The organism is Yoonia sp. 208BN28-4, assembly GCF_037543925.1.
Classification (GTDB): Bacteria; Pseudomonadota; Alphaproteobacteria; order Rhodobacterales; family Rhodobacteraceae; genus Yoonia.
In genome coordinates this window covers 1-14,336 of sequence record NZ_JBBIFY010000003.1, presented here as the reverse complement: position 1 = coordinate 14,336, position 14,336 = coordinate 1, and the positions used below count along the sequence as shown (strand labels likewise).

At 58.5% G+C, this 14,336-nt stretch carries 12 protein-coding genes and 1 tRNA gene; 9 read left to right on the top strand and 4 right to left on the bottom strand.

Annotated features, from left to right (window positions below; all coding sequences use genetic code 11):
* Positions 1-10: 10 nt before the first annotated feature.
* Both V8J84_RS10270 and rpiA read right to left on the bottom strand, forming a co-directional pair.
* Positions 11-1,474 (bottom strand): FAD-dependent oxidoreductase, encoded by a 1,464-nt coding sequence (locus V8J84_RS10270; RefSeq protein ID WP_339932032.1) that lies wholly within the window; start codon positions 1,472-1,474, stop codon positions 11-13.
* Positions 1,475-1,608: 134 nt separating this feature from the next.
* Positions 1,609-2,397 (bottom strand): ribose-5-phosphate isomerase RpiA, encoded by a 789-nt coding sequence (rpiA, locus tag V8J84_RS10265; protein WP_339930750.1) that lies wholly within the window; start codon positions 2,395-2,397, stop codon positions 1,609-1,611.
* Between the two features lie 164 nt (positions 2,398-2,561).
* Between rpiA and V8J84_RS10260 the strand changes: the two genes are divergently transcribed.
* The 3 genes from V8J84_RS10260 to V8J84_RS10250 are packed head-to-tail and all read left to right on the top strand — an operon-like array spanning position 2,562 to position 5,561.
* Positions 2,562-3,242 (top strand): glutathione S-transferase family protein, encoded by a 681-nt coding sequence (locus V8J84_RS10260; protein WP_339930749.1) that lies wholly within the window; start codon positions 2,562-2,564, stop codon positions 3,240-3,242.
* 1 nt (position 3,243) lies between these two features.
* On the top strand, positions 3,244-4,617 hold the full coding sequence (locus tag V8J84_RS10255) for an L-serine ammonia-lyase (protein ID WP_339930748.1): 1,374 nt from the start codon (positions 3,244-3,246) through the stop codon (positions 4,615-4,617).
* A gap of 35 nt (positions 4,618-4,652) precedes the next feature.
* A complete protein-coding gene (locus V8J84_RS10250; RefSeq protein ID WP_339930746.1) occupies positions 4,653-5,561 on the top strand; it encodes a DMT family transporter in 909 nt (302 codons plus the stop codon).
* Here the strand turns inward: V8J84_RS10250 and V8J84_RS10245 are convergent.
* Positions 5,506-6,165, bottom strand: coding sequence for a thiamine diphosphokinase (locus tag V8J84_RS10245; protein ID WP_339930744.1), 660 nt, complete (start codon positions 6,163-6,165; stop codon positions 5,506-5,508). The two genes, V8J84_RS10250 and V8J84_RS10245, sit on opposite strands and share 56 nt — an antisense overlap.
* A gap of 224 nt (positions 6,166-6,389) precedes the next feature.
* Here V8J84_RS10245 and V8J84_RS10240 point away from each other — a divergent pair, with 224 nt between their 5' ends.
* A complete protein-coding gene (locus V8J84_RS10240) occupies positions 6,390-8,693 on the top strand; it encodes a hypothetical protein (protein WP_339930742.1) in 2,304 nt (767 codons plus the stop codon).
* A gap of 64 nt (positions 8,694-8,757) precedes the next feature.
* On the opposite strand, the gene V8J84_RS10235 is transcribed toward V8J84_RS10240, so the two are convergent.
* Complete coding sequence (locus V8J84_RS10235; protein ID WP_339930740.1) at positions 8,758-9,345, bottom strand: TetR/AcrR family transcriptional regulator; 588 nt, start codon at positions 9,343-9,345, stop codon at positions 8,758-8,760.
* A 75-nt stretch (positions 9,346-9,420) separates the two neighbouring features.
* Here V8J84_RS10235 and V8J84_RS10230 point away from each other — a divergent pair, with 75 nt between their 5' ends.
* The 5 genes from V8J84_RS10230 to V8J84_RS10210 all read left to right on the top strand — a co-directional run bounded on the left by V8J84_RS10230 (position 9,421) and on the right by V8J84_RS10210 (position 14,182).
* Positions 9,421-9,759, top strand: a complete 339-nt coding sequence (locus V8J84_RS10230) for a hypothetical protein (protein ID WP_339930738.1) — start codon at positions 9,421-9,423, stop codon at positions 9,757-9,759.
* A 56-nt stretch (positions 9,760-9,815) separates the two neighbouring features.
* Entirely contained in the window at positions 9,816-11,102 is a 1,287-nt protein-coding gene (locus tag V8J84_RS10225; protein WP_339930736.1) for a homoserine dehydrogenase, read from the top strand.
* A 98-nt stretch (positions 11,103-11,200) separates the two neighbouring features.
* Positions 11,201-12,163 carry a class II fructose-bisphosphatase gene (gene glpX, locus V8J84_RS10220; RefSeq protein ID WP_339930734.1) on the top strand — a complete coding sequence of 321 codons (963 nt, stop codon included), beginning with the start codon at positions 11,201-11,203 and terminating at the stop codon, positions 12,161-12,163.
* A 74-nt stretch (positions 12,164-12,237) separates the two neighbouring features.
* Positions 12,238-14,004 (top strand): single-stranded-DNA-specific exonuclease RecJ, encoded by a 1,767-nt coding sequence (gene recJ, locus V8J84_RS10215; protein ID WP_339930732.1) that lies wholly within the window; start codon positions 12,238-12,240, stop codon positions 14,002-14,004.
* Positions 14,005-14,107: 103 nt separating this feature from the next.
* A tRNA-Glu gene (locus tag V8J84_RS10210) sits at positions 14,108-14,182 on the top strand.
* Positions 14,183-14,336: the final 154 nt, after the last annotated feature.

The window sequence follows — 14,336 nt, the reverse complement described above, 5'->3', positions numbered from 1 at the left end:
CGCCGCAAATTCAAGCTGTGCGCACCGGTTCCTTCATGGTCACGATTTCCTCGGACATCGTGGGGTGAACAGCAACCGTTCGGTCGAAATCCTCTTTGGTTGCGCCCATTTTTACGGCAATGCCTGCAAGCTGGATCATCTCACCGGCGTGGTCTGCGACGATATGACAGCCCAGCACCTTGCGTGTTTCCTTGCTGACCAGCAGTTTCATCAACACGCGATCATCGCGATCCACAAATGCAGACTGCATCGGGCGGAACGACGTGCAATAAACCTCGATCTCTTCTTTTTCGGCCGCTTCTTCCTCGGTCATGCCGACGGTGCCAAGCTCGGGTTGCGTGAAGACAGCGGATGGAATCAATTCGTGATCCACTGGCGTTGGATTGCCCTTAAAGACCGTTTCGACAAAGGCCATGCCTTCGCGGATTGCCACAGGCGTCAGTTGCACGCGGTCGGTCACGTCACCGATGGCATAGATCGACGGCACGGCAGTCTGGCTATATTCATCTACTTCGATGGCACCGCCGCGACCGATTTTCACGCCCGCCTCTTCCAGCCCCATGTCATCGCTGTTGGCGGCACGTCCTGTGGCGAAGAACACGTGGTCAAATTCGCGCTCCATCCCGTTGCTGGCCTTGATCCAGACCGGACCGCTGGCCTTGGCGTCTGTGTCGCTTTTTTCGTTACGCTCAAGCTTTTCGGCTTCGGTGGGCGGCACGCCAGATGCCGCATCCGATCCGGTGCCACCGATCACGGGCTTTTCGCCAACGGGGGCAAGCTCGCTAATTGTTGTGCCAGTGTGAATTTCGATCCCGCGAGCGGTCATGCTTTCCTGCAAAAGGCCACGCGCCTCGTCATCAAAGCCGCGCAAGATTGCAGCCTTGCGATTAAAGATCGTCACCTTCACCCCCAGCCCGTGCAGGATGCAGGCAAATTCACAGGCAATATAACCACCGCCGATGATCAGAATTGATTTTGGCAGTTCCTCAAGCAGGAACATATCGTTGGACACCAGTCCCAGATGCGCGTTTTCCATGTCAGGGCGCACGGGCCGACCACCGGTAGCAATCAAAATATGCTTTGCTGTTACGGTCTTTTCGCCAACGTCTATCGTGTGCTCGTCCTTCAGACGCGCGCGGGTGTCGAAGATATCAACGTCAGAGCTTTCCAGCAGCTTGCGATACACACCTTCAAGGCGGTCAAGTTCGGCGTGCAGTTTCTTGCGAAACGGCTTCCAGTTGAACGCGCCCGGCTCAACATCCCAGCCATATTCTTTGGCGTCTTCGACGTGGTGTTTATAGGTCGAGGCAAACACCATCAGCTTTTTGGGCACACAGCCACGGATGACGCAGGTGCCACCAAGGCGGCTTTCTTCGGCAAGAGCGACCTTTGCGCCCTGCGATGCCGCCACCCGCGCGGCCCGCACACCGCCAGAGCCCCCGCCAATCACAAAAAGATCATAGTCAAAGGCCATCGCTGTCATCCGTGTATTAAAGTGTCATTGCGCAGTAACCTAGTGCCCGCCACGGGCAACTACAACAAGATGCGCCCGATCACGACTCTGACACCTTCATGTCACCGACACGTGGCGTGGGATGCAGCCCCTATTTAGTCGGCAATATCGGAAAAAAGGTTCTCGTCCTCAAGAAAATCGATCTGGCTTTCCGACACCGATCCCTTGTTGATATCGCGCACTTCGACACGTCCGTCACCATAGCCGATCACCACCACGTCACAGATGTCGATGAACAAACCGTTTTCCACAACGCCGGGAATTTGGTTAATCACTAGGCTGAGCTGTCGCGCATTGCCGATCCGGTTGAGATGCAGATCAAGGATGTGGTTGCCCTCGTCGGTAAAGAACGGGCTATCGCCATTCATCCGCAGGCTGGCGGTCCGGCCCAGCACATCCATTCCGATCAGTGTTTCCTCGATCAGCGTTTTGGTCGTTTGCCAGCCAAACGGGATCACCTCGACCGGAAGGGGAAAGGCCCCCAGTGTTTCAACCTGTTTGGAAATATCGGCAATCACAACCATCTGGTCGCTGGCCGTGGCCACGATCTTTTCCTGCAACAGCGCACCGCCGCCACCTTTGATCAGGTTCAGACTGCCATCGTATTCGTCGGCCCCGTCAATGGTGATATCCAGCCACTTGGCTTCGTCCAGCGATATCACGTCGATCCCCACGTCACGCGCCAGTTGCGCGGTGCGCGATGATGTCGGGACACCTCTGATCTGCAAACCCTCGTCGCGGACCATGTCGCCCAGACACCGCACCAGCCACGCAGCAGTTGATCCTGTTCCAAGCCCGACCGTCATGCCAGAGGACACAAAAGAGCAAGCCTGTTTGGCGGCTGCAAATTTGGCTTTGTCGATGGGGGACAGGGTCGATGACATGGGTGCGATCTCCGGCTTGTGGCGTGCCAAAGCGTATACGTGAAAACCCGTCACGGCGCGAGGGGGTTCTGGACAATCGTCGCGCCGCCCGACCATTACGCAAAACTGACATCCGTGGTCGCATTCCTCGCGCCACATCGCGCAATCGCGGCTAATGTCCTAGCATGACCGCGCCATTGATCCTGCACTTTGCCCCCGATAACGCATCGCTTTGCGTCAGGCTGGCGCTGACCCAGCTTGAGGAGCCGTTCCAGACGCGGCTGGTTGATCGCGGCGCGAATGCCCAGAAATCCGCAGCCTATCTGGCGCTAAACCCGAACGGTCTGATCCCGACGCTTGAAACGCCCGATGGTTCAATCTTTGAAACTGCGGCAATCCTGCTTTGGCTGGCCGACAGACATGAAGGTGTGGCGTTTCCATCAGCGACCTCGCCCGAACGGGGGCCTGCCCTGTCGCAGCTGTTCTGGTTATCGAACACTCTACACCCTACCTTGCGGATGCTGTTTTATCCGCAGTTGTATGACGGCAACGCTGCATTTCCCGCAGCGACCCGCGACACCCTGAAGGGTCATTTTGCCCAACTGAATCGTATGGACCTTGCCTGGCTTGATCGTGACGGCCCCAGTATTCTGGCTTGCTATGTGGGCCCAATGATCCGCTGGTGCGGACTTTATGGCGGTGACGCTGCGTGGTTCGACCTCGCTGCCTATCCAAACCTGTCAGACTTTGCTGCGCGGTTCGAAAAAACCCCCGCGATGCAAGCCGCAGTCTTGGCCGAGGGACTTGGCAGAACGCCTCTCACATCGCCGTCGCCACCCAATCCACCCGAAGGAAGCGCACTTTAACATGTTCTTGTCTGTTTTTGATATGTTCAAGGTGGGGGTCGGCCCGTCATCATCGCATACCATTGGCCCGATGGTTGCGGCGGCACGGTTTCTGGATCACCTGCGCGCGCAGCCGTTTCAGGTGGCGGGGCTAAAGGCATCCTTGCATGGATCGCTTGCCTTTACCGGTGTGGGGCATGCCACAGATCGTGCCGTCATCCTTGGCCTCGCGGGATTTCGCGCTGACGATTATGACGCCGACAAAGCCGAAGCCGAACTGGTCCGCATCAAGTCCGATAAGACTGTCGCGCCCGATGGCTTGGGCACGCTGCGGTTCGATCCCAGCGCTGATTTGCTGTTCGATTACGGACCACCGCTTGCGGGACATGCTAATGGGCTAAAGCTGCACGGGACAGATGCGCAGGGCGATACCATTATCACGGTGACATATTATTCCATCGGTGGCGGCTTTGTCCTGACCGAGGCGGAACTGGCCGCAGGCAAAGACACCGACGAGGGTGCCCCCGTACCCTACCCGTTCAAAACCGCCTCCGAGATGCTTGTGATGGCCAAGTCTGCTGACCTGACGATTGCAGATATGAAGCGCGCCAACGAATTGAGCCGCCGGAAGGCGCTTGAGATCGACACTGGACTTACGCGCATCTGGGAGGTCATGAACGATTGCATTGATCGCGGGCTGACAACCGACGGTATTCTTCCCGGCGGATTGAAGGTTCGCCGCCGCGCAAAAGGCATCCACGATGCGCTGATTGCCGAACGTGGCATGAACCAGCCCGCGCCGCACACGATCAACGACTGGATGTCCACCTACGCAATGGCCGTGAACGAAGAAAACGCTGCTGGCGGTCAGGTTGTCACCGCCCCTACCAACGGGGCCGCCGGGGTGGTTCCCGCCACGATCCGCTATTGGCTCGATCATGTTCCGGGGGCCAGCGTGGCCCGTGTGCCAGACTTTCTACTGACGGCGGCGGCCATCGGCGGTTTGATCAAGTTCAACGCTTCGATCTCCGGCGCGGAATGCGGTTGTCAGGCCGAGGTCGGCACTGCTGCTGCCATGGCTGCTGCCGGTCTATGTGCCGTGATGGGCGGGACGCCCGAACAGATTGAAAACGCGGCTGAAATCGCGCTCGAGCACCATTTGGGCATGACCTGCGATCCGGTCAAAGGACTGGTGCAGGTGCCGTGTATCGAACGCAACGGGCTGGGCTGTATCAAGGCGGTGTCTGCCGCATCCTTGGCATTGCGGGGTGACGGACAGCATCTGGTGCATCTTGACGTAGCAATCGAGACGATGCGCCAGACCGGCATGGATATGTCGGAAAAGTATAAAGAGACAGCCTTGGGCGGGCTGGCCGTGAACGTGCCAAACTGTTGATTGCGCAGCGCCCGACACAGCCCTAGGCTGGCCCGATGACCCAAGATCGCCCCTTTCTTGGCATCCTGCTGATGCTCGGCTTTTGCGTCCTCGCCCCTTTGGGCGATGCGATGGCCAAACTGCTGGGTGAAACGATCTCGATCGGGTTTCTGGTGTTTGTCAGGTTTGCTGTTCAGGCCGCCATTCTGGTCCCGCTCGTCTATCTTACAGGAAAATCTTTACGCCTGCCTGCGGGCCTATTGAAATTCACGCTTCTGCGTACATGCCTTCATATTGCGGGCATCAGCCTGATGTTTTCGTCCCTACAGTATTTGCCGCTGGCCGACGCGGTTGCCATCGCCTTTGTCATGCCGTTCATTATGCTGCTGCTGGGGCATTACGTTCTTGGCGAGGAGGTTGGCGCGCAACGCATGTGGGCCTGCGCCGTGGGGTTTGTGGGAACACTTCTTGTGATTCAGCCGAATTTCGCCGCCGTCGGCTGGCCCGCATTGATGCCGCTGGGCGTGGCGGTGGTGTTTGCCCTGTTCATGCTGGTCACGCGACGCATTGCCAAAGAAATCGACGCCATTCCCCTGCAAGCCATCAGCGGCATTCAGGCCATTGCGATTATGGCACCCGCCATGCTGCTTTTTCCCGAGTTGCCGTTTGTGGCGTACGTCGCGCCGGATCAAATCTCGTGGATACTGCTATTCGCCCTTGGTGCGCTTGGCACGTTTGCGCACCTGCTGATGACGTGGAGCCTGCGATTTGCGCCATCCGCCACGCTTGCCCCGATGCAATACCTTGAAATTCCAATCAGCACGCTGATTGGCTGGCTGATTTTCTACACACTTCCGAATGGGCTGGCAGCCGTTGGAATCGTCATCACAATGGCGGCGGGTCTTTACATCATTCTGCGCGAACAGCGTCTATCGCGGCAGGCAGTGCCGCCAGCGGCAGCGTAATCATCAGCCCGCCCATCTGATGGATCCTCACGTCAGGCTGCGCCGTCTCGTTCGAAGTACTGGGCAGTGACGCTGTCATTGCGGCATCCTTGATGTCCCATCGCAGCCCATGCGTATCAACCCGTGCTTGCCCGAAAGGCAACAAGGCACACCGTGTCCCGACGGGTAAAGACAGCTCTGTCAGCGTATGCCGCGCCAGAAAACAGACATCGTCGTCACTGATCAAAATAACATGCGCAAGTTTAAGCCGGTGCATTGTCCAGAATACCGAAAGCGTATGATCCAGCCTGCCCCCCAGAAAACCCGCCGCAAGAATAATCGGTGCGGAAATGTGCGCAGTCGCCTTTTGGAAATCCGTAAAATTTTGGTCCGGCAGATGGTGGATCACATCGGCAAACCTGCCCTGCATCCCCGCCGCAAGCGAATCCAGATCGCCCATAATGGCATCCGGCGCGATGCCGGCGGCGGTCAGATGCGACAGCCCCCCATCGGCGGCGACGAATGTTGCGGCATGGCTTTGCAATATGTTAATCACTTGCGGTGCAACATCGGCGCCACCTATCAGGGCAACAGGGGCTTGTGTGCGAACAATGGGGTCGGTCATCGGCTATTGGTTCCTTTTCGGGAAACATTCCCCAAATTGGCCACGAAATAATACCGCCATAAACCCTATCTTGTTCCGGATTGCGAACCAATTGATGGTAAACAAACTGTCACTGGGATTGGGAGAAAGCGAGCAATAACATGGTAGGATCATCGAAGATTCTAACGGTTTCCTACGGGACTTTCTCGTGCACGTTGGAGGGATTTGACGATTCCTTCTCCACGATGAAGGCCATTGCGGAGTATTTCCGCGATTTGGCAGCTGATGACAGGTATTTCGGGGCCGAACCCCCGACCCCCGACGCGGACATGCTGGCACGCATTGCCGAGCGTGAGATTTCGCGCAGGGTCGAAGCACGGACAGATGACAGCGGTATCGTTCTTCGGGCAGCAAGTGCGCTTGCAGCGCCTGATGCGGCGTCTGATGAACCTGCAGATTTCGTGGCCCCTACGGCTGCTGAAACAGCGATCCCGATGGAAGAACCTGCGCCGGACGTTGTCGTGCCAGAAGCAGCCGCGCCAGATGCCCCCGCCATGCCGCCCGCGGCAACGCCTCCGCAGGAGGCTGATGTCGCAGCACAAGTTGCCCAAGTCGCACAGGCCGAGGCCACGGTTGCCGACAGCATTGCAAAGGATGCACCGCTCGCTCCATCCCCATCCGCTTTTGATGATGCGCCCGCTGCACCCGTTTCTATGGCGCAAGCGCTTTCTGCCCAGCCTGCTGCTGCGCCCGTTCATCCCGACGCTGATAGTGTGGCCGCTAAATTGCAGCGCATTCGCGCCGTTGTTGGCAAGGCCGCCGCACCCGTTGAGCAAGCGTCTTTTGTCGAAGATCAACATGCACCGTCGCTTGCCGATGCAGCTGATGATTTGACTGTACAAGACGTGTTCGAAGCCGACATTGATCTGTCGGACGAGCAGGACCTGAACGATGAACCCGCGCAGATGGAGCCACTGGCCGACGTTGCCGACATCGCAGTTGAGGTTGCTGACGAACCTGCTGAGGACGTCTCCGATCTTGAGATCGATACTGTCGCCGAAGCCGCAGAAGAAGCTGTCATGGAAGCGGCCGAGATCAGCGAAGATCTGACTGACGACGCTCAGGACATTGCAGCGGCTGAAGTGGCTGCGGATCAGGTGTCTGAGGACCTTGACGAGACAGCTGATGCACCAGCGGACGAAGGCGTTGAGGCTGAGGCTGAGGCTGAGGCTGAGGCTGAGGCTGAGGCTAAGGCTGAGGCTGAGGCTGAGGCTGAGGCTGAGGCTGAGGCTGAGGCTGAGGCTGAGGCTGAAGATACGACCGACGAAATGCTGTCAAACATCGCAGCGAAGTCAACAAAGCCAACTGTTCGGGCCCGCATCGTGCGCTTGCGTAAAGATCCGGCTGCCGCTCAAGACCAACCGGCACCTGCCGACGATGATCTCGTGGCCAGCGTACTTGGCGCAGACGCACCTGCGGACGACGCAGCTCCAGCGCAGCAAGATGATCAGTCGCAAGACGTCATTGATGCGCCAGAGCTTGAGACTGTTGCAGAGACGCTCGCTGATCTTGCACAGGACGACGAAGCGTCAGCTGATGACGTGTCTGCGGATGAGGCCATCTCCGATGAAGTTCTGAGCGATGATGTCGACGCAACTGACGTCGAACCTGTCGCCAGCCCCAGCATCGCGGCCTTGGATGGTGCAGATGAACTTCTTGGCTCTGACGACGCTGGCGATCACACTCAAAGTGATCTGTCGCCAGAGGATGAAGCCGATCTGCAGGAAGAGCTTGCCGAGGTAGAGCGCGAAATGGCCGAAACGCCAGTCACACCGCAACGCCCCGGTCGTAGCATCCTGCCTAAGACAGACGACGCGGCCATGTCGCGGATCATGTCCCAGACCGACGAGGCCTTGTCCGAGCCGGAAGGCAGCCGCCGCCGCAACGCGATTGCACAGCTTAAGGCCGCAGTGGCAGCCACCGAAGCCGCCCGCCAGCTGGGTGACAAAAGCACCGAAAAGGCAAAGACAGAGGATGCGTTCCGCGAAGATCTGGATCAGGCCGTGCGCCCACAGCGCCCGACCCGTCCCACGCGCCCCGAAAAGTCTGATGAGGCACGCACAGCACGTCCGCGCCCCGCACCTTTGAAACTGGTTGCATCACAGCGGATTGACGCTCCAGAGGCCGATCAGCCTGCTGCGTCGGACACACCTGTGCAGCCGCGACGTGTGGCCCTGTCGTCGGAAGCTGTTTCACAGTCTGATGCGACAAGCTTCGCCGAGTTTGCAGAAGAAATGGGCGCGAAAGAGCTTCCCGATCTTTTGGAAGCGGCAGCAGCCTACACCGCATTTGTCGAAGGCGTCGAAGACTTCTCTCGTCCGCAGATCATGAAGAAGGTGCAATTGACCTCTGACGAGGCGTTCAGCCGTGAAGACGGGCTGCGGTCCTTCGGCACGCTGCTGCGTCAAGGCCGGATCAGCAAAGTGCGCAACGGTCGTTTTCAGGTTTCGGAGCAAACCCGCTTTCGCCCCGAACAGCGCGCTGGCTAAAGCCGGGACATAACAAATCGAAAAAGGGCGGCTGGGAAACCTGCCGCCCTTTTTGTATTTTCATTTAAGATGCAACTGCCTTGCGCACCAAATCCCAATAGATTGTTTCGATCCGCGCGACCTCAAGCCGCCCGCCTTCGCGATACCAGTTGTTCACCCCCGTCAGCAGTGCGATTAGCGCCAGCGTTGTGATCCGCTTGTCCGGCAAGTTGAAAACGCCTTCGGTTTCGCCCAGTCCAAGAATGCGTTCCAGCTGATCCTCGTACGTGCGGCGCAACTGTTCGATTTTGGTAAAGTTTTCAGCGGCAAGATTGCGCAATTCCATGTAGGCGACGAACACCTGATCGGGCCGCGGGATGTGGAAACGGATGTGAAAGCGGGTGAACGCTTCAAGCTGTTCCATCGCTGTGCCCGCAATCTCTGCGTCTTTGAGCGCGAGCAGCAATTCATCCATGTGGGTCTGCATCAGGTCGAACAGCAGCGACTGTTTGTCTGGCGTATAATTATAAAGCGCACCCGCCTGAACGCCGACCTCAGCCGCGATCTGACGCATCGAAACGGCGGCAAACCCGTGTTGTGCAATCAGCCGCAGTGCCGCCGCCCGCACCTTGGGTCCGGTGATATCAGAGTGAGAGCCTTGCTTGCGTGCCATATGCGCCATTTAACTGAACGTCCGTTCATTTGAAAACCCCTTGCATGAACTTGCCCTGCCCCCCGCAGCCACCCTATGGTCGCGCCGAAACTGACCACGGACGTTTTCCCCATGCGCTTGCCATTATGCTTTGCACTGATGTGCCTGACCGCCTGCGCATCCTTTCCGGATATCGATCGCACCGTGCCCGAAGTTGATGCCAACACGCCGTTTCCCGCGCTCGTCCCGCTTGGCCCGCTTCTGGCGCAGGCCGAAACCGCAACCACAGCGCGGATCACTCCGGCCTCTATTGCAGCGACCAACGGCAGGATCGCCGGATTGCAGGCCCGTGCCGGTCAGTTGCGCGGCCCCGTCATCAGCCCGGCCACGCGCGCAGAAATGCGGCGCGGTGTTGATCTTGCTGCGTTGCGGTAGATCGCCAAATTCGATAACAGCCTAAAAAGCCCACAGATCAGGAACGGACCCGCCATATGACACAGCCACTTCGCCTTGGAATTGCAGGTCTTGGCACTGTCGGGGTTGGTGTTGTCCGCATCGTGCAAAACCACGCCGATATGCTCGAAAAACGCAGCGGCCGTCGGATCGAGATTGTGGCGGTGTCAGCGCGGTCAAAAACAAAGAACCGTGATGTTGATCTGTCGCCCTATGATTGGGAAGACGACCCGGTCGATCTGGCCAAGCGCGACGATATCGACGTGTTTGTAGAATTGATGGGCGGCGACGAAGGCCCTGCTAAAGCAGCTACAGAAGCCGCAATTGCCGCTGGCAAGGACGTGGTATCCGCCAACAAGGCGCTGTTGGCGATGCACGGGCAGGCGCTGGCCGAAGCCGCAGAAATCGCAGGCCGGAGTATCAAATATGAGGCAGCAGTGGCAGGCGGTATCCCCGTCATCAAAGCGCTGAACGAGGGGCTGGCGGCCAACGACATCACCCGCGTGATGGGTGTGATGAACGGCAGCTGCAACTACATCCTGACCCGCATGGAAGACGCGGGCCTGTCGTATGAAGCCGTCTTTGATGAGGCCAACCAGCTTGGCTATCTTGAGGCAGATCCGGAACTGGACGTGGGCGGCATCGATGCAGGGCACAAGCTTGCGCTGCTGGCATCAATTGCGTTTGGCACACAGGTCGATTTCGGCGCAGTCACGCTTGAGGGGATTGGCAGCGTTACCATCGAAGATATCCGGCAAGCTGCCGACATGGGCTACAAGATCAAGCTGCTGGGTGTCGCACAAATGACAGGCCGCGGGCTTGAGCAGCGCATGTCGCCCTGCCTTGTGCCGGACACTTCGCCGCTCGGCCAGTTGCAAGGCGGCACAAACATGATTGTGCTTGAGGGCGACAGCGTGGGCCAGATTGTCTTGCGTGGCGCTGGTGCTGGCGAAGGGCCGACAGCAAGTGCGGTGATGGGCGATGTGATGGATATTGCACGCGGTTTCCGCATGCCAGTCTTCGGGCAACCCGCGAAAGATTTGCGCAAAGCACGCGCTGCCCACTCGGCGGTCCCTGCCCCGTATTATCTGCGTCTACAGCTTCAGGACAAACCCGGCGCACTGGCGAAAATCGCCCGCGCTTTGGGAGAATCGGGCATTTCGATTGACCGGATGCGCCAATACGAACATCAGGATGCGGCAGCCCCTGTCTTGATTGTTACGCACAAAACGACCAAGACCGCACTGGACGAGGCGCTGGACGAAATTGCGAACACAGGCGTTGCAACAGGAAGCCCCGTCGCGATCCGTATCGAAAACCTCTGACAACACAGCCACGAAATCTGCATCGCTGTTAGCGTTCACACGGTTGCGACACTGCCAGACGGCAGTTAGGCCCGTGGTGAATGCACAAAGGATCAGCCATGTCAGCCCCAGAATTTCACGATCGCTCTCTTTCACTTGGCTTGGCCCGCGTGTCAGAAGCAGCGGCCATCGCCTGCGCCCCTCTGATCGGTCGCGGCGACGAAAAAGCCGCCGACCAGGCAGCGGTGGACGCGATGCGCACCCAGTTGAACAAACTTGATATCGCTGGCGTGGTTGTCATCGGCGAAGGCGAGCGCGACGAAGCCCCGATGCTTTTCATCGGTGAAGAGGTTGGCACCGGAAACGGCCCCGGCGTTGACATCGCGCTTGATCCGCTTGAAGGCACGACCTTGACGGCAAAAGACATGCCAAACGCATTGGCCGTCATCGCCATGGGGCCGCGCGGATCGATGTTGCATGCCCCGGACGTTTACATGGATAAGCTGGCCATCGGACCGGGCTACCGTGCGGGTGTTGTGACACTCGACATGTCGCCGTCTGAACGCGTGTCGGCCTTAGCCAACGCCAAAGGGTGTTCGACAAATGATATCACCGTCTGCGTCCTCGAACGCCCCCGCCATGAAGATGTAATCGCCGAAATCCGCGCGACAGGTGCCGCGATCCGGTTGATCACGGACGGTGATGTCGCAGGCGTCATGCACTGCGCAGAGCCCGCGAAAACTGGCATCGACATGTATATGGGCTCAGGCGGCGCGCCGGAAGGTGTTCTTGCTGCGGCGGCGTTGAAATGCATGGGCGGACAAATTTTCGGCCGCCTGCAATTTCGCAACGACGACGAACGCGGACGCGCACAAAAGGCCGGAATCACAAACTTTGATCGCGTCTATACCCGCGATGATATGGTGACCGGCGATGTCATTTTCGCCGCAACAGGTGTGACCGACGGATCGCTACTCCCCGGTATCCAGCGCGAAGTCGGCTTTGTGACCGCCGAAACGATCCTGATGCGGTCCAAGACGGGATCAGTGCGCCGCATGAGCTATCGTAATCCCACGGACTGACACACACCGGTCTTACCCACAGATTTCTGAATTGGACCGTGGCGTTGCCCGAACGCAGTCTTTAGTATGTCGGCATGACAAACCCACAAGATAAGCCTGCATTTCTTGGCATCGACACCTCCGCAACTGGCCGCAGATGGGTCGGGCCAACGGCCGACGAAGATCGGCTATCCGAGGCATTGGCCCAAGCCACCAAGCTACCCCCACCGCTATGCCGCACCTTGATCAAGCGCGGCGTCACCGCTGACACAGCCCAAGCATATCTGCACCCGACGCTTCGCGAAATGTTGCCAGACCCACGCAGCCTGCGCGACATGGAAAAGGCCGCCATGCGCTTTGTGGCCGCCGTGCAGAACCGCCAGAAGATTGCAATTTTCGCTGATTATGATGTGGACGGCGGTAGTTCCGCTGCGCTTTTGATAACATGGCTTCGCGACATGGGTCAAAGTGCGACCCTCTACATTCCCGACCGCATTGACGAAGGCTATGGCCCCAACGATGCCGCGATGTCGGATCTGGCACGGTCGCATGAACTGATCATTTGCGTCGATTGCGGCACGCTTTCGCACGGTCCCATCGCCGCTGCTGCTGGCGCTGATGTGATCGTGCTTGATCACCATCTTGGTGGCGAAACGCTGCCTCCCGCTCATGCCGTCGTGAACCCCAACAGACAGGACGAAAGCGGTGAACTGGCGCATCTTTGCGCGGCGGCAGTTGTCTTCCTGATGCTGGTCGAGGCCAACCGTCAGATCAAGGAAAGCGGCAAGCGCGGCCCTGATCTTATGGCTCTGCTTGACCTTGTAGCACTTGCGACAGTCGCCGACGTCGCCCCGCTTATTGGCGTTAATCGCGCGCTCGTCCGTCAGGGGCTAAAGGTCATGGCGCGGCGTGAGCGGATTGGGCTTGTTGCATTGGCCGATGCGGCGGGCATGGATGCTGCGCCGACAAGCTACCATCTGGGCTTTCTACTTGGCCCGCGTGTTAATGCTGGCGGACGGATCGGAAAAGCAGACCTCGGCGCGCGCTTATTGGCAACGCATGACAGGCACGAAGCAAGCGCTCTTGCCGCGCGGTTGGACGAACTCAACACCGAACGGCGCGACATCGAAGCGCAAGTGCGTGATCTTGCATTGGAACAGGCAGAAGCGCGCGGCTTTGATGCCCCCCTCGTCTGGGCAGCAGGCGAAGGCTGGCACCCCGGTGTTGTCGGGATCGTTGCTGCACGCCTGAAAGAAGCGACGAACCGCCCCGCGATTGTCATTGGATTTGATGATGATACAGGAAAGGGGTCTGGCCGATCTGTCAGCGGCATTGATCTGGGCGCGGTTATCCAACGCGTCGCGGCAGAGGGTTTATTGGAAAAGGGAGGCGGTCACAAAATGGCCGCCGGTCTGACCGTTGCCCGCGACCAGCTTGAACCTGCAATGGCTCGCATCGGCGAACTGCTCGCGCGTCAGGGAGCGGACAGCATTGGCCCCGCAGATCTACGCCTCGACGGCATACTCATGCCCGCGGCTGCAACACCCGATCTTGTCAGACAGCTGGACGAAGCAGGACCGTTCGGAGCAGGCGCGCCCGCCCCACGCTTTGTTTTTCCTGATTGCCAAATTCTGTTCGCCAAACAGGTCGGTGCAAATCACTTGAAGGTCACGTTTGGCGACGGCCTTGGCGCACGTATCGACGCAATCAGTTTTGGCGCAATGGACGGCCCCCTTGGCCCGCTTATGATCAATCACTCTGGCGGGCGCTTTCACCTTGCAGGCCGGCTGGAGATCAATCTGTGGCAAGGTCGTGAAAGCGTTCAACTCCGTCTCGAAGACGCCGCCCCCGCGTCGCAATAGGTCATAAAAATGCCCTGCAAAAAAATGCGCGATGGGTCTGAAAAGTGCAAAAATCCACTTGCCCCGCCTGCCCGCTTTGCCTAAAAGCAGCCTCACCAGATGCGGTCCCTTCGTCTATCGGTTAGGACGCCAGGTTTTCAACCTGGAAAGAGGGGTTCGATTCCCCTAGGGACTGCCACTGGAACTCCTCAAAAATGCAATATTTACCTTTTCTATCAGGCGATTGGCCGTTGATGCTGCGCGTATTTGTGTTTGCGGTTGTTGGAATTTACGCGCTTTCTGCGGCTTTGCAGGGGTGTATGGAGCGTCCTTTTGGGCTGTTTTTCCGTGTT

Bases quoted from the DNA above. Each gene is read 5' to 3' on its own strand.
- V8J84_RS10270 (WP_339932032.1), bottom strand. From the start codon at position 1,474: ATGGCCTTTGACTATGATCTTTTTGTGATTGGCGGGGGCTCTGGCGGT.
- rpiA (WP_339930750.1), bottom strand. From the start codon at position 2,397: ATGTCATCGACCCTGTCCCCCATCGACAAAGCCAAATTTGCAGCCGCC.
- V8J84_RS10260 (WP_339930749.1), top strand. From the start codon at position 2,562: ATGACCGCGCCATTGATCCTGCACTTTGCCCCCGATAACGCATCGCTT.
- V8J84_RS10255 (WP_339930748.1), top strand. From the start codon at position 3,244: ATGTTCTTGTCTGTTTTTGATATGTTCAAGGTGGGGGTCGGCCCGTCA.
- V8J84_RS10250 (WP_339930746.1), top strand. From the start codon at position 4,653: ATGACCCAAGATCGCCCCTTTCTTGGCATCCTGCTGATGCTCGGCTTT.
- V8J84_RS10245 (WP_339930744.1), bottom strand. From the start codon at position 6,165: ATGACCGACCCCATTGTTCGCACACAAGCCCCTGTTGCCCTGATAGGT.
- V8J84_RS10240 (WP_339930742.1), top strand. From the start codon at position 6,390: ATGAAGGCCATTGCGGAGTATTTCCGCGATTTGGCAGCTGATGACAGG.
- V8J84_RS10235 (WP_339930740.1), bottom strand. From the start codon at position 9,345: ATGGCACGCAAGCAAGGCTCTCACTCTGATATCACCGGACCCAAGGTG.
- V8J84_RS10230 (WP_339930738.1), top strand. From the start codon at position 9,421: ATGGTCGCGCCGAAACTGACCACGGACGTTTTCCCCATGCGCTTGCCA.
- V8J84_RS10225 (WP_339930736.1), top strand. From the start codon at position 9,816: ATGACACAGCCACTTCGCCTTGGAATTGCAGGTCTTGGCACTGTCGGG.
- glpX (WP_339930734.1), top strand. From the start codon at position 11,201: ATGTCAGCCCCAGAATTTCACGATCGCTCTCTTTCACTTGGCTTGGCC.
- recJ (WP_339930732.1), top strand. From the start codon at position 12,238: ATGACAAACCCACAAGATAAGCCTGCATTTCTTGGCATCGACACCTCC.